Origin of the sequence: Sphingopyxis sp. H053 (genome assembly GCF_001468225.1) — a bacterium.
Classification (GTDB): Bacteria; Pseudomonadota; Alphaproteobacteria; order Sphingomonadales; family Sphingomonadaceae; genus Sphingopyxis.
This window is the reverse complement of record NZ_LNRU01000012.1, coordinates 21956-39735: the sequence shown is the minus strand read 5'-3', so window position 1 is coordinate 39735 and position 17780 is coordinate 21956. Positions and strand designations below refer to the sequence as shown.

At 61.1% G+C, this 17780-nt stretch carries 15 protein-coding genes; 9 read left to right on the top strand and 6 right to left on the bottom strand.

From position 1 onward, the window contains the following. Positions 1-268: 268 nt before the first annotated feature. The 4 genes from ATE70_RS19855 to ATE70_RS19840 are packed head-to-tail and all read left to right on the top strand — an operon-like array spanning position 269 to position 6979. Entirely contained in the window at positions 269-3232 is a 2964-nt protein-coding gene (locus ATE70_RS19855; RefSeq protein ID WP_037553330.1) for a TrlF family AAA-like ATPase, read from the top strand. A 39-nt stretch (positions 3233-3271) separates the two neighbouring features. Beyond that, positions 3272-3757: a hypothetical protein gene (locus ATE70_RS25555; protein ID WP_231732706.1), complete on the top strand. Its 486-nt coding sequence runs from the start codon at positions 3272-3274 to the stop codon at positions 3755-3757. Beyond that, positions 3642-4046, top strand: a complete 405-nt coding sequence (locus ATE70_RS25780; RefSeq protein ID WP_231732872.1) for a hypothetical protein — start codon at positions 3642-3644, stop codon at positions 4044-4046. The genes ATE70_RS25555 and ATE70_RS25780 overlap by 116 nt, the downstream gene beginning before the upstream one ends. Next, complete coding sequence (locus tag ATE70_RS19840) at positions 4043-6979, top strand: YecA/YgfB family protein (protein WP_197411522.1); 2937 nt, start codon at positions 4043-4045, stop codon at positions 6977-6979. Before ATE70_RS25780 ends, ATE70_RS19840 begins: the two co-directional genes overlap by 4 nt. Positions 6980-6989: 10 nt before the next feature. On the opposite strand, the gene ATE70_RS19835 is transcribed toward ATE70_RS19840, so the two are convergent. The 4 genes from ATE70_RS19835 to ATE70_RS19820 all read right to left on the bottom strand — a co-directional run bounded on the left by ATE70_RS19835 (position 6990) and on the right by ATE70_RS19820 (position 11004). After that, positions 6990-7706 (bottom strand): SDR family NAD(P)-dependent oxidoreductase, encoded by a 717-nt coding sequence (locus ATE70_RS19835; protein WP_037553328.1) that lies wholly within the window; start codon positions 7704-7706, stop codon positions 6990-6992. Between the two features lie 52 nt (positions 7707-7758). Next, a complete protein-coding gene (locus tag ATE70_RS19830) occupies positions 7759-8667 on the bottom strand; it encodes a hypothetical protein (RefSeq protein WP_037553327.1) in 909 nt (302 codons plus the stop codon). Further along, the gene (locus ATE70_RS19825) at positions 8667-9734 is read right to left on the bottom strand and encodes a MarR family transcriptional regulator (RefSeq protein ID WP_231733420.1); all 1068 of its coding nucleotides are present in this window, start codon (positions 9732-9734) and stop codon (positions 8667-8669) included. Before ATE70_RS19825 ends, ATE70_RS19830 begins: the two co-directional genes overlap by 1 nt. A gap of 193 nt (positions 9735-9927) precedes the next feature. Then, on the bottom strand, positions 9928-11004 hold the full coding sequence (locus ATE70_RS19820; RefSeq protein WP_037553323.1) for a PIN domain-containing protein: 1077 nt from the start codon (positions 11002-11004) through the stop codon (positions 9928-9930). Positions 11005-11213: 209 nt separating this feature from the next. On the opposite strand from ATE70_RS19820, the gene ATE70_RS19815 reads away from it, so the two are divergent. Continuing rightward, positions 11214-11444: an EexN family lipoprotein gene (locus ATE70_RS19815; RefSeq protein ID WP_037553321.1), complete on the top strand. Its 231-nt coding sequence runs from the start codon at positions 11214-11216 to the stop codon at positions 11442-11444. A gap of 6 nt (positions 11445-11450) precedes the next feature. On the opposite strand, the gene ATE70_RS19810 is transcribed toward ATE70_RS19815, so the two are convergent. Both ATE70_RS19810 and ATE70_RS19805 read right to left on the bottom strand, forming a co-directional pair. Then, positions 11451-12380, bottom strand: coding sequence for a HEPN domain-containing protein (locus ATE70_RS19810; protein WP_037553319.1), 930 nt, complete (start codon positions 12378-12380; stop codon positions 11451-11453). Positions 12381-12463: 83 nt separating this feature from the next. Next, entirely contained in the window at positions 12464-12787 is a 324-nt protein-coding gene (locus ATE70_RS19805) for a DUF736 domain-containing protein (protein WP_037553318.1), read from the bottom strand. Between the two features lie 369 nt (positions 12788-13156). On the opposite strand from ATE70_RS19805, the gene ATE70_RS19800 reads away from it, so the two are divergent. From ATE70_RS19800 to ATE70_RS19785, 4 genes are all read left to right on the top strand, one after another. After that, a complete protein-coding gene (locus ATE70_RS19800; RefSeq protein ID WP_052181962.1) occupies positions 13157-14083 on the top strand; it encodes a lipid kinase in 927 nt (308 codons plus the stop codon). Between the two features lie 203 nt (positions 14084-14286). After that, positions 14287-15945 (top strand): hypothetical protein, encoded by a 1659-nt coding sequence (locus ATE70_RS19795; protein WP_037553316.1) that lies wholly within the window; start codon positions 14287-14289, stop codon positions 15943-15945. Between the two features lie 206 nt (positions 15946-16151). Beyond that, positions 16152-16796 (top strand): RNA polymerase sigma factor, encoded by a 645-nt coding sequence (locus tag ATE70_RS19790; protein ID WP_136173115.1) that lies wholly within the window; start codon positions 16152-16154, stop codon positions 16794-16796. Beyond that, a complete protein-coding gene (locus ATE70_RS19785) occupies positions 16793-17713 on the top strand; it encodes a FecR family protein (protein WP_052181960.1) in 921 nt (306 codons plus the stop codon). Before ATE70_RS19790 ends, ATE70_RS19785 begins: the two co-directional genes overlap by 4 nt. Positions 17714-17780 lie beyond the last annotated feature (67 nt).

Here is a 17780-nt window from a genome sequence, read left to right as displayed (position 1 = left end):
CCGACCGTCGTCATCAGGAAGGGGAACCTGCTCCGGAACTTGCTCGGGGCCGGTCGGGGGAGAATCGGGATGCGGGTCGGGCGGTGCGCTTGCCATGACAGCTCCTATGGACGTTGCCACTGGGAAACGGCCGGCAAGTCCTGCGGTTCCGGCGAGCCCGAGCCGCCCTGCGATCAGGCCGCAGGCCCCGGCACAAAATAGATCCAAAATGGTTTGATCTGGCGGCGGCACTTCCGTTTCCCCCCTGTTGACGATAGCGTGCCGCGCCATGACCGTGGGGGAAGAGGAATCGATCGGACCGGGATCGTTGTGGCTGCGATGGGATCCGCACGTCCACGCCCCGGGCACGATCTTCAACGACCAGTTCAAGGGCGATTGGGAAGCCTATCTTGCCGCGATCGAGGGTGCGACGCCGGCGATCCGTGCGCTCGGTATTACCGACTATTACGGGCTTGAACTCTACAAGGAGGTTCGCGCGCGCAAGGAGCAAGGTCGCCTCAAGGACTGCGACCTGATCTTTCCGAATATCGAGCTTCGGTTCAGCGTGGGAACCGCGCGGTCGTGGATCAACGCCCATCTGCTCGTCTGCCCCGACGATCCCGATCATATCGAGCAGCTCACGCGCTTCCTTCAGCGCCTGACCTTCAAGACCACGACCGACACCTTCGCCTGTAATCCTTCGGAGCTGATCCGCCTGGGACGTTCGCTCAATTCCGAGCTGACCGATGATCGTTCAGCGCTTCGCCACGGCTCCGAACAATTCAAGGTAAGCTTCGATCAGCTCCGTGAAGAATATAAGGGGATGAGCTGGGCGCAGGAGAATATCCTGATCGCGGTCGCCGGCGCGAAGGGCGATGGGACATCGGGACTTCAAGATGGCGCAGACCAAGCTTTGCGCCAGCAGATTGAACATTTTGCTCACATCATGTTCGCGTCGAGCCCGGCGCAACGTGAATTTTGGCTCGGCCGAAAAACCAGTCGCGAGCATATCTGCGAGACCTACGGCGGGCTCAAGCCCTGCATGCACGGCAGCGACGGGCATTCTGTGGAACGAACGGGCGCGCCCGATGGCGACCGCTATACCTGGATCAAAGGTGCGGCGACATTCGACGGACTGAAGCAGGCCTGCATCGATCCCGAGGGCCGCGCTTACGTCGGGACCGAGGCGCCGCCCGCAGCTGCGCCGTCTGAGACGATCCACCGTGTGACCCTGACGAATGCGCCGTGGGCCCCCAATTCGGTGATCGATCTCAACCCGGGCCTCGTCGCGATCATTGGTGCGCGCGGGTCCGGCAAGACCGCGCTGGCCGACATGATCGCAGCGGGCTGCGATGCCCATGCCGACCAGCTCCCTATGCAGTCTTTCCTGGTTCGGGCGAGCGAATATCTCGACGATGCGACGGTGAAGCTCGATTGGGGCAATGGCGTTGTCACCGAACGCGGCCTCGATAATGCCGCGGCGGCATGGGACGGCTACGCCCGCGCTCGATACCTGACACAGCAGTTCGTGGAATCGCTCTGCTCACCGGAGGGAATGACCGATGGCCTGCTGTCGGAAGTCGAGCGCGTGGTCTTTGACGCCCACAGCCCGACCGAGCGAGAGGGCGCGGTCGATTTTGCGGACCTTCGCGACCTCAAGGCAGCCCGGTTCCGCGAGGCGCGACGCCGCGAAGAACAGAAGCTCGAGGAATTGTCCGACCGGATCAACATCGAGCTCGAGAAGCAATCTCAGATCGTGGCCATTCGGAAGCAGGTCGACGAGAAGAAGCTCAAGATCACCCAGCTCACCGAGGACCGCGGCAAGCTTGTCCGCAAAGGCAGCGAGGACCGGATCAAGCGCCTCGAGGCCCTGACCGAGGCGGCAAACGAAGTGCGCGCACGGGTTAGGCGCCTGACCAATCGCGAGCAGAAGTTGCTACTCGTCCAGGACGAGGTTTCGGACTTCCGGACCCATCAGGCGCCCGAAAATCTGCGCGATGCGCAAGAGCGCCACAAGGATGCCGGCATAGCCGGAGAGGCGTGGGACCCGTTTCTGACGCAGTACAGCGGCAATGTGGACGGCATCATCAACGACAACCTGTCCTCCACCCGGAAGAACCGTGACGGGTGGCGCGGGATCGATATCGCAATCACCGATCCAGCGACCCCGCTCATCGCCGACGATGCCGATCTGACGAGACTTCCCCTTGGCCGGCTCGATGCGGAAATCCGGCGGCTCGGCGATATCATAAACGTCGACAAGGAAACACGCGAACGGTTCAATTCCCTGTCGACGAAAATCACGACCGAGACCGAATTGCTCTCGGTCCTGCAGGACAAGCTGAAGGACTATGAGGGCGCAGAGGAGCGCGCCAAGGGCCTGCCTACGGAAAGGCAGTCAAGCTACCGGCGGATCTTCGAAGCGGTGTTTTCGGAACAGCAGGTCCTCAACGACCTTTACGCACCCATCCGGGCGCGAATGGACGAGACGGGCGGGACGCTCGGGAAGCTTGCATTCACCGTCACCCGCCGAGCAGACATGGCGGAGTGGGCAAAGCGCGGCGAGGATCTGCTGGACCTTCGCCGACAGGGCCCGTTCCGCGGCGAGGGCAAATTGCTCGAGGCCGCGAATGACGAGCTTCGCGGCGTTTGGGAGAGTGGGACCGCCGAAGAAGTGACCGAGGCGCTCAAAGACTTTCGCCAAAAATATCAGAAGAGCTTCTTCGAACATGCTCTCGCACAGCGCAGCGATGCCGCCGCATTCCGCGGCTGGCTCAAGCTGTTCGCGCGCTGGCTCTATGGCACCGATCATATCGAAGTCCGGTACAGCGTCGATTATGATGGGGTCGACATCCGCAAACTTTCGCCGGGCACGCGCGGCATCGTACTCCTGCTGCTGTACCTCGCGCTCGACAACGCAGATGAGCGGCCGCTGATCATCGATCAGCCCGAGGAAAATCTCGATCCCAAGTCGATCTATGATGAACTCGTCGGCCTGTTCCTCAAGGCCAAGGCGAAGCGCCAGGTCATCATCGTCACGCATAACGCCAATCTGGTGATCAACACCGACGCCGATCAGGTCATCGTTGCATCGGCCGGCCCGCATCCGGGGGATGGCTTGCCCGAGATCGCCTATGCGAGCGGCGGCCTCGAAGATGCACCGATCCGCAAGATGGTCTGCGACATTCTCGAGGGCGGGGAACATGCGTTTCGCGAGCGCGCACGGCGCCTGCGCGTTCGCCTGGAGCGTTAGTCTCGATATTTTGCACGGGCTCAAGGGGGAGCAAAACCAATGAGGAAAATCATTCTGGCTGCGGCGCTGATCTGCGCGCCGGGACTGGCGCAGGCGCAATCGGGCTGTGCAGCCTATACGGGCACCATGGTGCAGCCCCAGACCTTCGACCAGGCTATCGCGTCCATCAAGCCCGTCGCGCCGAAGGACGAATTCGAGACCAGCGATGCATACCGCGCCCGGCTCGCAGCAGCGGGCGGCTCCGGCCCCCTCATCATCTCGAAGAAGATCGAAGGCGCGGAATATCTGGCCTATAATGCCGATCTCGGAGCCTTCGAGGTGAAGTCCTACCTGTTCGACAATACGAACTTCAGCGCTTGGGACACCTTCTATTATGCAAAAGTCGAAAGTCCGAAGGCCCAACCTCGACGTGACGATTTCGAGCAGCGAGGTCACGACCGGCACCTATTCCGCGCAGAATGGCTTCGGGGCGAAGGCCACCATCAGCAAGATTACCCGGACCGAGAACGCGATCTTCGAGGGTGAACCGGCGCGCTATGGCGAAGAGCTTTTCATCGCCAACAAGGGTGGGGTCATCGGGACCATCCCCATGAGCGTCGCCGAAGCGCAAGCCTTCAAACCCCAAGCCAAGATTGCCTTTGTTGTCGTGCCGAAGCTCCCGAATGTCGTTCGCGCCACCTACCCCTATGGCAAGACGACGATCAGCAATCCGACCGATATCACGGTGAATTCGACGGTCCTGGTCGCCGACATTCAGTGCGGCCTGCTCATGGACGGGACGAACAAGGTCGTCGCAGCCTTCACGACACGATGACCGCGTCAGAAGATCCCGGAGACAATTCCGGTCATAATGCGGCCGATCACCGCGCGGAGGATGAGGCAGAACGCCCACAGCCGCCGGTCGACGAACTCCTCGTTCTCGACGAGCGCCAACTCATCCGGATCGAGGCCGTACACAGGGGTTTCCTCTACCAGCATCTTTTCGCGGCAGCGTGCCTTCTCCTCGCGGGAAAGGCGGGAGCCGAACATATCATCGTCGAGCGGGACGAGGACATTGAAGTCCAGCTTCCGGACGCCCGTATCTATGCGCAGGTCAAAACGCGGCAGGACGTCCTCAATCCCAGTGATATTTCAGGAGCACTAGAGCGTTTCGAGGACATACGTGCGGATCATCAGAACGGCCTGCGAGCTGGCGACGCGAGATTCGTGATCGCGACGAATGCGCCTCCGTCGCCAGCCCTGCTCAAGAAGATTGCCGCGGATGACTGGCCTGACGATGTCGAGCTGCATTGGCCAGGCGGTCCTGAGCCCTCCGACAATTGCCTGCCTCGACCTGCCGACAATGTTGCCGGTATGGCTGCATATTGCTCGGATCTCGCGGCGCAGCTGCCATTCGGGTTGCTCAGGCCGGAGACGCTGACCTGGAAGCTGGCCGCCATGGTCATGCTCGCATCCGCTGGCACGCCTCCGCGCGAGGATCACAGTTTTTCCCGCGAGGAATTGCCGGACCTGTTCGAGCAGCTCGTGGTCCAGATGCAGCAGCTTCCGGCGCCGCCCCCGGTGTACCGCGCCCAGGTCGACGAACCCGCCCTGCTAAGTGACCAGCCCGTCCGCATCATAGCGGGACTTTCGGGCTCGGGGAAAACCGCCTGGATGGCCGAGGCCGCGGTCCATGCTGCGCTCCCGGTCACCTATCTCGACGTTGGGGACACGCCGGGACCCGCGCTCGCGTCAGCGGTAGCGCGCGAAGTGGCGGCGAAGATGTTCGGTCGCTCCAACGACAAGCTCGGCGAAATTCTTCTGCCGGGCGCGAGCGGATTGGACATGGTGAGCGCGCTGAGCATCAAGCTCGGCGAAGACGGCCTTCACGCGGCTGTCGTCATCGATAACAGCCACCGCATTCCCGCGGCCGATATAGAGGCGCTGGTAGCACGGGGCCCCAATCTCCGATTTGTCCTGCTGAGCCAACCGGGTCGGCACATCGCCGAACTCGAAGCAGGACTAGATATTCAAGCCGAGACTCTGAACGGCTGGGACGAAGACACTATCGCGGCGGCAGTTCAAGATGCTGGTTGCCGTGCCGATTTCGGCGATTGCGAGCGGCTATCCAGAATTACCGGAGGCCTGCCATTTTATGTACTCAATGCGGCGACGATCGCGGCGCGCGAATATGGCGGCGACATTAGGGCCTTTTGTACGGATATCGAGCAGCAGACCAATATCGTCGAGACGGCTCAAGAGATTATCCTGAGGCGCGCGTTCGAAGGCTTGCCGCCGGTCGACAGAGAAACGATCGCGGTCCTGAGCCTCGCCGATGTCGCGCTCTCACGGGACGAAGCCAGTGCCTTGCTTCAAGCCGCATGCGACATCGACGCGAAGGCGGCCACGGCCCGGTTGCGCGCGCTTCCCGCAACGGGTGCGCTGGAATTATTCGGGAATAGCGGCCTAAAAATTCACGACGCGGTGAGGATACTCGGCAAAGCGGACGTCTCGGCAAAGGGTCAGGACTTCGAGCAGAAAGCCTTGGGCTCGCTGCAGCGGGTCATCGTAAGCTCGATCCGGACCAACTGGAGCCTCGCGAAGTTAGGACTGCTCATCCGTCTGTTCGGGCTTCTCGGTCAGGCGAGAATATTGGTGCAGTTTGCCACAGACGAATTGTTCCACGAACTCGGGGTCTGGCCGGAAATCGAACCCTATCTGCTGACGATCGCGGCCGATCCGAACGGAGATGCCGAGACAAGGCTGTGGGCGCTCGACGGCCTGGTCTTCAATGATCTGCGCGAGGGAGATTATGAGGCCGGCCGGGAGCGGGTCGACGAGATGGAATCGCTGCTGAGGGCGAACGAGCTCGGCGACGAGGAGTGGATGGCCTGGGGCATGAAGCGGATGTTGCTCTTGTCCGAGCTTGGCGACATTGATGGCGTCCGGGCCATGCTTGACGAAGTTTCGGATCGACTTCCCGACCAGCCCGAACATCTGCGCGTGTTTCGCTACAATCGCGCCCTCGCCCTCTTCAAGCTCGGCGACAACGATACAGCGGTAAGTGAGGCACTCGCCCTCATCGGCGAATATTATCGGGAGCTCGGGATCAGGCCCGACGATGTGATAGGACGGAACGCCCCCGAACTTCGGGAGCTTCTTCCCAAAGACGAAGATCTCACCGATCGGCTGAAACATCTGGCAGACAGTCACGATCTTTTCGCGCAGGCCTTGGGCCGGAAGAGCCAGCGATCTACTCTCGCACGCATCCATGCGATGAAATTCTACGAACTGTCGCAATCCTACCAGTCATTCGTCCGGGTTGGTCTCGATCTTGTCGAAGAACTGGTCTGGGTGAACGACTTCATAAGCGCCCGCGAGGCCTTCGAACGGAACATCTTCCCCATCTTGCAAGGCGCGGGCCTCGCGGGGCCCGTTCTCGAAGCTCGCGCTCTATATGCGGTGGTTCTTGCGTACTGCGGCGACCATGATGCGGCGGCGAACGAGGTCGAGCGGCTGCTGCCGTTCGAGGATGCGATGGATCCGAACCATCGCGCGGCATTCCAGGAGCAGAAGGCCATCATTCGCGAGGTTCGGCGCAAAGGCGGTCCCCCGCAGCGACAGGTTGTGATTCCTGCCCCTTTGCAGGCGCTGTTCGATCAGCGTCGCGGTGCCCCCAGGGAGGTTGAGCCGAGGAAAAAGGTCGGCCGCAACGAAAAATGTCCCTGCGGTTCTGGCAAGAAATACAAAATCTGCCACGGGCGATGATCGCGAGCGGCTAGAGTCGGTCGTAGATGGCGTTCGGCAGAAGTTTCATCAGGCCAGCGACGAGCCACCAGCGTTTGGTGACATAGGCATGAGACTTACGGGCGCGGATGGCGCCGTAGATCTGCTTCGCCGCCTTTTCAGGCGAAGCAACCCAGAAGAGTCCGTCACCCTTCGCCATCGCGGTGTCGACGAAGCCGGGCCGCACGTCGGTCGTTGCAATCGGCAGGCCCCGGCGCGCCATGTTCTGGCGTAGCGCCTCCATATAGTTGGAGACGAAGGCCTTGGACGCATTGTAGGCAGGCGCGTCGCCGCTTCCCCGCAATCCCGCGATCGACGAAATGGCCACCAGATGCCCCGTGCCTTGGGCGATGAAGTGCTGCATGCCGATATTGGCCGCGGCCGCGAAACCTTCGACATTCACCGCGATGGTCTCGCGTTCCGCCTCCCAGACAAGATCGGCATTTATGTGGCCGACCCCGGCACTGATCACCAGCAAGTCGAGCCCGCCAAGCCGCTCGATCAGGGCGGCGAGTCCGCGTTGCATCGCGGTCGTGTCGGCCACGTCGAACGCCTCGTAGATTATCGAACCGGAAGAATTGCCAGCGAGATTGGCGAGCAGGTCGCGGCGCCGACTGGTGACGCCAACCGAATAGCCATGATGCGAGAGCAGCATCGCCAGCTCTCGGCCGATCCCTGAACTCGCGCCGACTATGATCGCTTTGTTCACGGGCAAGCTCTTGGAATGCGCCGGAACGAAACTGCGATCACAGCCTTCGTCATCAGATTTCGAATGCCTTGAGGAAGTCGGCCATAATTTCCGCGGCATGTCGCTGCCGCAAGATCCGGGCGTTCAGCAGATCGGGGTCGGCCGAGACATCGGCTTCGTCGTCTTCGAAACTTGCCACGGCGACGGGCCCGTCGCGCAAATAGCTCTCGTCGGGATTGGGATCGCGGAAGCGAGCCGCCATGCGAGTAAGAGCCTCGCGTATCGCCTCGGCATGCGGACCGGTCAGTGCAGCCGCGAATGCGGATTGCGCCGCGCCGACGCCACCTTCCAGATTCTCGATGCAGTAGATCAGGTCGTGCGCATCCTTGCGCTCGAACCTCTGATCGAAAGCAAAGGCCTTGAGACAGGTGAAGGTGACGATATCAGCGTAGCGCACGACCTCGGTGGCACGGCCCTTACCGTTCAGCAGGTCCGCCGTGATTTCGACGGTCCCGTGATGGTCGAACACCATGGAAGCGTGGGGGATGTTCAACGCCGAGACATTTCCGTCCGAAGGAAGTTCCTTTACCTTGCCGCCTCCAAGTTCCGGCGAGTCCGCCAGAAACTCGAGGATCATCGTCGTGCCGTCCTCGATCTCGGCGCGCCACCGCCAGGATTGCTTCGCACCCTTTTCATTCTCGGCGCGCTCGAAGTTCATCGCCTTTAGATTTTCTTCTAGCGTACTGTAGGCTTCGGTCGTCGTGAGGATTCCGACGTCGACGACGATATCGACGTCACCCGTGCCCGCATGTTTCGGGACTTTCGGCGGCCTGGCGGTCACGAGATAGCGCGGCGCGAGTCCGCCGACGAGAAAGACCGAATCCTTCCATGGTCCAAGCCCGCGCAGGAGCGTGACCAGTACGCGCTCGCACGCGTCGGTGACCATGTCCTCATAGCCGCTGATCGTCTGTGGTTTGGGCATTATTTATCCAGACATTCGCTACGGAGGTGCATCGCCAATTCACGGGAACGGCCGGACGCCTGGAGCAGGTCGAGATAGACCTGCAGCGGCGGCGCATAGCAGACGCCATCGATCCGTTGGCCGACCGCGACATCGCGCCGGCTCTTCGCCTCGATGATACCGAGATTCCACCCCTCCGCCACGGGCCGGGCGTCGAGATTGAGCAGCGCCTCGATCAGCTTCTGCCCGGGCTCGATCCGGCAACGAAGCTGCGAGATGGAAGAAAGATAGGGGGCATAGATTTGAGCGGCTACCTCGCCGGTGACCGCATAGGCGGCTTTCGCCTCGTCGCACGCCTGATCAAGGCGCAGCGCCAGCGCCAGTGCGTCACTCCCTTTCGGGACATAGTAACGCCGCACTGTCGGCGCCTTCTGATCGCTCGCATAGCTGGTCCAAGCTTCGAGAAGGGGCCGTGCGGCGCGCAATCGACGCTGTTTCGACGGACCCGCCCCCTGCACATCCACCCACTCGCGCCGTTCGAGTTCCGTGAGGGTCTCGGAAGCCGTAGCGGGCGATACGCCGCTCGCATCGGCGAGATCCTTCACGCCCAGCCAGTCCTGCCGCCTCTCATAAATTTCATGGAGTGCGCGCGCCTTTTGCCCCTGAAAAATGGAATCGAATTTCTTCGTCCCTTTTTTCGGAGCCGGTTTATCGAGAAATATGAATGCCTTTTTCCCCGGAATATAAAGCGAGCCTCCGAGGTCGTAATATCCGACGCGCTCTTCCCGAAAAATCTCTCGAGCGCCCGGCGAGATCGCACGGGCGACAAAAAAAGGAATGATTTCCCGGTCGTCACCGGAATTGCTGAGATGGGCCTGATTATTCCGAAGCTGCCAGATTGCTTCGCGCACATCGCGCGGAAAAAGCTGCGCCTTGATTTCGACAAGCAATAAGAGCGGCTGGCGGCCGATATATGCGCCGATCAGGGCGTCGGCGCGGCCGCGAGGCCCGATTTCGACCTCATATCGCTCGATTTGCGCGTGCGACTGCGGCAGCGCCAAAAGCGCCTCCAAAAGCGCATCGAGCAATTCGCGCTGAGAATTTTCAAATTCGGCCATATTTTGTGCCCAGCAAAAATCACCCTAAAAGTGAATATTCGGAAAAACCTTGATATTTGCTGCGCAGAAAATTTGCATTAAAAAAATGGAAAAAATTTCATCTGAAATCTGGAAAGCGTCGAAACTGGCAACGCTCCGGTGGCGTCAACGAAGGATTTTGGCGTCACCGCGCCTCGAGGGTGATTTCACGCCTGCTGAACTGAGATGGCAATTTGATCTCGATATCGCCCGATGTGATAGCCCAATCGGTCGTCACCAAGGCTGGCTCTTCGCCACTATCGTCCTCGGACACCAGCACCTCAACATAAATAGCCGCGCTGGAAGTTGGACGAGCATGGTAAGTCCGAATATCCAAATCAGGCTCTCCCCGCCGCGAGATGACATACTCATGACCCGTCTCACGAACGTCGGCTTCGACCTCAGCCAAGACTTCGACCTCAAGGACAAAATCCTGTCCCTCCTCGGATTCGTCGACGAGAAACACGCTCGAAATCTCAAGATCGAAGAACTCGACATCTTCAACCTCGATATCGACACGGCGCGGACGATAGGAGTTAAGGCGTGCCCTCAGCCTTTCGAGCAGGGACGCGTCTCCACGGACATGCGCTTCAAGACGCTTCACCAACTGGGCTGACGCCAGAGCCAGCGAGAGAAGCTGGGCAACGGAGTCCAATTGGATCAGATCGTCCCGTCCCTCGCAGAATTTCACCAGGTCCGGATCCTTGCCAACCACATATATTCTGGGTCGACCGGGCCGGATCCAGGCGAGGAGGCTCGACAGCACAAAGGCGTCCGGAAACTCGCTCTTTTTTTTGCCCTCCCCAAAGGGCGCAGCACCAGCAAAATAATCGTCAAAAATCGCTTTGTGATCGGCAACAACGGGGATTTCGGTAAATTTTGCTGTCGCTAGGAATTCTCGAAAGCGCGCGTGAAGCAGTGCCTTCCGATCGGCTGGATCGGTATCACCAAAGGGACCGCTTTCTCCAAGCTGGCCAAAAATCGCGCCGTGCTTCTTCGCTGCTGCTTCCGCCTCCGCCAGCGCTTCCGAAAGTCTCGCTTCAACCTCCCGCGTGGTGATGGAAGTCGTGATCGGCTCGAGCGTGCTCTTCGACGCTAGATCGATCAGGCTGGACCAAGTTCGCGATTGCCAGTCGAGACCCGCCGCACGAAAAGCCTCGGTATCGATGAAAGCATATGGTGTGACGAGGCGCTGTCCGCGCGGTGCTGGTGGTTCGCTCATCGTTGCAAACTAGCTTTTGCGACGGATTTCCTCAATCGTTCCCTTGAGCCTCGCCGCCCAATGCGACGCTTGAGAGAGAGCTAAGAATGGCGCAAAACTGGCTCACATAGGCCGATGGACGGAGAACTAGCCTCAATTTGGTTCTAAATCTCAAATCGCCACTGCATGGACCGGGTCGCCGACGCTAGAGTTGATCGTCGGAGGTGACGATGATCATTTTCAAGATGCTGGCGATCGCCAGCCTGACGATCCTGACAGCATGTGCTCCGCCGGAGCCACGCAGCGTTCAATATTTCGAGGCCAATCTCGATGAGGCACGCGACGTCGTCCAAAGCTGCACGGCGGGCGACAAGCGCGGCGATGAATGCAGCAATGCCAATGTCGCGGTCGAGACTGCCGAGGGAAAGGCCAAATTCGAGCGGTTCCGCGGGAAAAAGTAGCGGGTCTCAACCTGCCTGACGCGCTGTTGTCTCAAGCTCAGCGATGCGGTCACGGCAAATAGTCTCGACGATACCGGCGAGATGCTGAACCCGCGCGCCGAGCCATTCCAGTTCGTCGGCGGTGATCGCGTAATGCTTCGAATAGCGCGCCTTGATGTACGCTTCCTTCAACTTTTCGAACCGCGACCGGTCGGCCTTAACTTCTCGCGGCCATGCCTCGATCAATCGATCATCGATCCGCTCGGCTTGGGTGCGCAGGAAAACAAGATTATGGATGTGCGGCGTGTGGAAAGTGCATACCAATAAGATGCAGTGGTAATATCGTTCCGTCGCCTGATGAAGCTGAAAGGCCGCATTGTTCAACCAACCTGCAGCGACAGCGCTTCGATAGTGATGAAGAAACTGCGCTCCGCTAGGATACCACTCATCAAAATACTCGCGCGCCATCTCGAGCGCCGCATGCGGCGTCATCGGCTTGGGTTCTGCGAGCTCCTTCCCGTCGGCCTCGTACAGCGCGATCCCGTCACGAGCGACGTCGATGAAGAAATAGCGACCCTGCGTCAGTCCGGCATTCACCTCGTCGAGACTGTGAACGATGAAATTCACCGGCGTGCGGAGCCGCTTCGTTACCGACAGCTCACGAATGAGCCGGTCGTCGAGCTTCGACCAATAGTCCGCCCGATCGGTCAGCCGCTTGTCGTTGACGATGATCAGCAGGTCATAGTCCGACTGATAGCCCTTCGCCGTGTGCGGCTCGTCGACCCACCCACCCCGTGCATAGCTGCCGTAGAGGATGATCTTGGAAATCCGGCCCTTGCGCTTCCAGTCCTGCGTCGCGAGCGCCAGCGCATCCTCGAATTCCTCGAAGATGATCTCGACGACGCGCTCGATCTCGCGTTGCTTGTGCGGGGGAAGATGTTCGAGGCTGCTCTGCATTGGGGTCACCCTAACAAGGTGGCGGCACCCTTGCACCCGGAAGATTGTTCCGATGCGCAAGGATGCCGCAAGATGGCCGCCGCTCAGTCGGCGGGTGTCCAGATGATCGCGAAAACATCGTCGCGATCCTGCCCCGCGGCCCGCCCGAGATTGGCGTAGATGCGCCGCGGCCCGAACTCGGGGGTCGCGAGCGAGAGCGAGACATAGGGACGCCCCGATTGCTCGGCGACGCGAATCCAGCCGGCTCCGATCTCGACGCCATCGGACCAAACGCGATAGTCGGGCTGCACATCGCTCGCCTTGCCGCGGTTGGGGCGTATCTCGATCGGTGCCTTGATCGACAGCGTGATGAGCTGGCCCACAAAGCCCTTCTCGATGCTGCCGCTGACGATGCCGATGCTCGCCATGTCGATACTCCTGCTGATTTGCCCGGGACCATCCCGGGCGTGCAGCCGGGCGGGTCGGCGGCTTGAGGCGCTTGCGCACCCGAAGGGCCGAAGCGCAGCGGAGGAGTGAGGCTACGCCTCGCTTGCGCGGGCGCCGCCGCCGACCAGATTGGCGGAGCGCTCTTGGGTGGGACCGGTCGAACTTCGAAAATGGAAGAGCGATCAGGGCGAGCGATCGCGCCAAGGATATGACGAAGCCGAAAAGGGAGCTGCATCGATACGGATGCTTCCCGGCCTCGTCGCGGCGATATATAGGCCTGCTCTATCGGGCGTGGTTCTTCTGAAGGCACGCGCTCGACGGTCGTAACTCTGCTGAACAGGATCGTGTCGATGCCGTGGCCCAAAGGTACGCGCGCCCTCGTGCTGCACAATGCAAAGGCGCGGCAGGGCGAGCAGGCGCTCGTTCCCGTTCGCGAGCGCCTCGCTGCCGGCGGCCTTCTGGTGACGGTCGAGCCGTTCGAGAGCTTGCCCGAAATTGCACGCGACGTGACACGCTTGCATCAGACCGCCGATATCATTGTCGTGTGCGGCGGCGACGGTTCGATCTCATCCGCCGCGCCCGCGGTGATCGAGAGCGGCCTGCCGCTGGGAATCATTCCCGCCGGAACCGCGAATGACTTGGCGCGCACCCTGTCGATCCCGCTCGACTTCGCGGCGGCGGCCGACGTCATTGTCGAGAGTCACAGCCGACGGATCGATGTCGGCATGGTCAATGGCCATGCCTTCTTCAATGTCGCGAGCATCGGGATCAGCAGCGAACTTGCGCAGAAGCTCGACCCGGCGATCAAGAAAAGGTTCGGCCGCCTCGGCTATGCCGTCGCCGCGCTGCGGGTCATCCTGGCTGCCCAGCGGTTCCGGGCGAGGATCAGGGAGAAGGGCGAGTCGAGGACCGTCAGCACCTATCAGGTCGCGATCGGCAACGGGCGTCTCTACGGGGGAGGTAATGTCGTAGAAGAGAATGCCGCGATCGACGACGGCACGCTCGATCTTTATAGTCTCGAGGTCAAAAACCTCTGGAAGCTCGCCCTCATGCTTCGCGCCTTCCGGTCCGGCACGCATGGCGCGTGGAAGGAAGTGCGCACCGCCAAATGCGTCGAGTTCGATATCGAGACGCGGCGGCCGATGCCGGTGAACACCGACGGTGAGATCGTCACCGCGACGCCTGCGCATTTCCGCGTCTTGCCTCGAGCGATATCGGTGCTCGCCCCGTGCGAATGCCCGACCACCGCACGGCAATTCCCGCTCTACCATCACTGACCGAGCGAAGGCCCAGCGCAGTTGCGGCTGCAGCGTGCGGCGACGATTTTCAGTCGTTCGAAATGGCTCTGTGACATCGCGCCGCGCGGACGTCCAAAAATCGTCTCGTTAAGTATTTGAAAAATTTGAGTTCATATCGAAGGTTGAAAAACGAGGAGGCACAGGGTAGTTAAATTAATAAATTAAGCAGTGTGACATCGACCATGACCACCATCGCGCAATATCTTTCAGAGCATGGCCCATCGCGCTCGTCGCTGATTGTCGAGGCGCTCGTCGCTGCCGGAGCGAGCCCAGAGGCAGCGCGCCAGCGCGTCGCTCGGGTCGCAAAACCGATACGCCGCTTTCCAGTCCCGATGCTGCCCAAGCGCGAAGCCTTTCTCTATCTCGACAAGGATCGGAACAGCGAACGCTTCTGGCAGAATTTCATTCGCGACATGCGCGCGACCAATTCGGTCTTCGCTGCATCGGTCGATGGCATGATCGCACGCGGCGGCCTCATCCGTGCCGACCAATTCGCGTCGATCAGCGGCGCGACGGTCATCCCGCAGCGCGGACAGCTGCCGGTCGAGACGGTCGCGCAACGCCTGATCGCCGCAGGGTTCATCAAGGAAATACATAATATCGACCACGGCCGATGTTTCGAGCTCGCGCCGTCGCTGGCTTTCGGCACGCCTGCCGGACTAAGGGCCCGCGACCTCACAGAGGGGATTCTGCTCGACGGAATGCGCGAATGGGCGAGGAAGATCGGATTTGCGAGCTACAATCTGATCCGCATCCGCGGCGACGAAGAACTCCAGCCCATCGGCCCCTTCGCCTTCGATTTCGCCGGCCCGAGCTACCTGCTTCCGCTCCAGGGTCCCGGCGGCAAGCCCGGCTTCATTGTCGCCGACGTGTTCGCTGAGGGGCGGCTTACCGCCGACGAAATCCAGTTCTTCATCCGCAAGGCGAGGATGCTCAAGGCGACCCTCAAGAATATCGGGGTGTTGTCGATCATTGTCGCGGAAGAATTTACCGGCGAAGCAATGAAGGCTGGCCATGCCGCGGGCGTGATGCTCGCCACGCCGAAAGATCTGTTCGGCAAACGGGTTGGGGTGGCGATTGCGTCACTATGCGAAGTCCTAAAAAATGCCGCCAAATATGCATCGTCCAGTCCTGAGCGGCTCACATACCTCCTCGACAATTTGCTCGACATCGAGGGACGCAGCCTCAACCTGCGCGGCATCCTATTCGAGTTAGTGGTCGGCTACCTCGCCCGGCGAAGCGCTATCTCTATCGATATGGGGGTTACCGCGCGAAATCCTGCGACCGGCCAGACCGCGGACATAGACGTTCAGGCCATCACCCAGCAGTCGAGCGCGGTGACAGCGATCGAATGTAAAGGCAAAGAGCCCGGCGGATCACTGTCGCGCGCTGAGGTCGAAATCTGGCTCAAAAAGATTCCGATCTTTCGTGCGCACTATGCGAACCATGCCGCCCTACGAGAAGCCGAACATCGCTTCGAGATATGGACGAGCGGAACGATCGATGCCGACGCTCTCTATCTTCTCAAGGAAGAAAAGGCCAAGCGGTCCAAGGCGCCGATCGACTGGAAGGACGGGGATGCGGTTCTTGCGTTGGCGCGTGCCGGAAAGGAAAAGGGTATCGCCGACGCGCTCAACCAACATTTTTTCAAACACCCGTTCGCCGAGGTCGGCAAGACGCTCGCGGCCGAAAATCCTCCAGAGTTCAATTTCCCGTCGTTCATGATGCCTGCTTTCAAGCCAGACACGGGACCCGGCCCCTCGGGGCTGCCCGCCCTTCCCGACCTTTCGGGGATGGTCACCGAATGCTCACTCGACGACGAACTAAAGGGCGCGAAATAGCCTCGCGGTCCGCAGGAATTTGACTCGATCTGGACCTATCTCCGCACAGCCGGCTTGCAAGCGACAGGGGCAAAGCTATGCTTTGAGGTGCATCGGGCAAGGCGCACGGTGCCAGGCGTGAGAACCTGCTTAGCTTAGTTTTCCTATTCCATCCTGCCGGGTGGCCGCTGCGCATGTCCAAGCCCTCGGGCTAAAGGCGGCGGCGCTTGTTCGCTAAGCAAGTTCTCAACGCCCGGCTTGCCGCCTTCGTCCCGAACGGGAAGGCGGCAGGTATGGACTTCGAGGACAAGGACAGCGAGCGACCGGGTATTGCCGGCGGCGACCCCTTGCCGCCAGAGGATTGGGAGCGCTTCGGCCGATCGGCGCGCATCGAGGCGATCTACTCCGAACACCGCCCCCAAATAACCCGCTTCTTCAAGAGCCGCGCGCCGACCCAAGATGTCGGCGACCTTGTGCAGGAAGTCTTCAGCCGCTTTGCGAGCGCGCGCGGCGGCCTCGCTGCGCTGGTCGAAGGCCCCGGAGCCTATCTCGTGAAGAGCGCCCGGATGCTCCTCGCCGAATATGGTCGCGCCGACGGGCGCCGTCACCGGTCGCAGCACGACAGTTTCAGTGACGAGCATGAGGGAGCGAGCGACCCGCACGCCGCGCTCGAAGCGCGCGACGTCCTTCGCCGGGCAGAAAGAGCCATTTCGAGGCTATCTCCGCTCACGCGCGAGATTTTCCTGATGCATCGCTTCGAAGGACTACGCTATCCCGAGATCGCTCGAATCAAGGGAATCAGCGTGAAGACGGTCGAAAGCCACATGACCAAAGCCCTTGCCGCCATCAAGCGCGCGCGGGGTAAGCAGTGAGCCGCGCCGAAAGCGAAGCCACCGCCTGGCTCGACAAGATGATGGGCCCCGATGCCGACCAGCACCGGGCGGCGTTCGACGAATGGCTGGCCAAGCCGGACAACGCCAAGGCCTATGACGAAGCGCGCGACAATTGGAACTGGTCTGCGGCGATGTCGCCGTCCCGGATCGAGGCCGATGTTCGGGCCGATGCCCGGGAGCGTGAACCCGGCGGGCGGCGATGGGCTTTTGCCACAATTCTCGCTGCGGTGATCGCGGTCGGGTTCGCCTGGTATCTGGTCGGCCGCGACAGCGATCAGCCGATCATCGCCACCAATTCGGCGCAAGGCGAGAGCCAGCTCGCCGACGGGACGCGCGTGACGCTGATGGACGGCGCCCGCATCGAGACGCGCTTCTCGGACGGCGAACGCCGCGTCATTCTGTATGACGGCCGAGCCAGGTTCGAGGTCGCACACGACGCGTCGCGTCCCTTTCTCGTCGAGGCCGGAGATTCGGTCACGCGCGCGCTCGGCACCATCTTCGAGGTCGATCTCCGCGCGGATGTTCCGCGCATCGCGCTGGTCGAAGGCTCGGTCGAAGTGCGGCGCCTCGAAGGCGGAAAGGCACTTCGCCTCCGCCCCGGCGAACGCGCCGAGGTCAGGTCGACCGGCCCCCAGACGATCAAGAGCGAGGAGGCGAACGCCCCGGCCAAATCACTGTGGGCCGACAATCTCCCGCTTGGCGCGATCCTCGACCGCGCTGGCCGCGAGAATGGCGTCAAGATCAGCTTGGCCGATCCGGCGCTGGCATCGCTGCAGGTGACGGGACGCTTCGACATGACCGATGCCCGGAAACTTGCGCTGAAGCTCGGCGCCGCGCTCGATCTCAAGGTCGAGTTCGGTGCGAACGGACCGATTCTCGGCGCGAAATCCGAGTAGGACACCCAAGAAAAACCCATAGGGTGTTCGGAGCCCCCGTCATTTTTTCCCTTCAGACGGCCAAAAT

Bases quoted from the DNA above. Each gene is read 5' to 3' on its own strand.
- ATE70_RS19810 (WP_037553319.1), bottom strand. From the start codon at position 12,380: ATGCAGAGCAGCCTCGAACATCTTCCCCCGCACAAGCAACGCGAGATC.
- ATE70_RS19800 (WP_052181962.1), top strand. From the start codon at position 13,157: ATGCCGTGGCCCAAAGGTACGCGCGCCCTCGTGCTGCACAATGCAAAG.
- ATE70_RS19795 (WP_037553316.1), top strand. From the start codon at position 14,287: ATGACCACCATCGCGCAATATCTTTCAGAGCATGGCCCATCGCGCTCG.
- ATE70_RS19855 (WP_037553330.1), top strand. From the start codon at position 269: ATGACCGTGGGGGAAGAGGAATCGATCGGACCGGGATCGTTGTGGCTG.
- ATE70_RS19840 (WP_197411522.1), top strand. From the start codon at position 4,043: ATGACCGCGTCAGAAGATCCCGGAGACAATTCCGGTCATAATGCGGCC.
- ATE70_RS19815 (WP_037553321.1), top strand. From the start codon at position 11,214: ATGATCATTTTCAAGATGCTGGCGATCGCCAGCCTGACGATCCTGACA.
- ATE70_RS25555 (WP_231732706.1), top strand. From the start codon at position 3,272: ATGAGGAAAATCATTCTGGCTGCGGCGCTGATCTGCGCGCCGGGACTG.
- ATE70_RS19830 (WP_037553327.1), bottom strand. From the start codon at position 8,667: ATGCCCAAACCACAGACGATCAGCGGCTATGAGGACATGGTCACCGAC.
- ATE70_RS19820 (WP_037553323.1), bottom strand. From the start codon at position 11,004: ATGAGCGAACCACCAGCACCGCGCGGACAGCGCCTCGTCACACCATAT.
- ATE70_RS19805 (WP_037553318.1), bottom strand. From the start codon at position 12,787: ATGGCGAGCATCGGCATCGTCAGCGGCAGCATCGAGAAGGGCTTTGTG.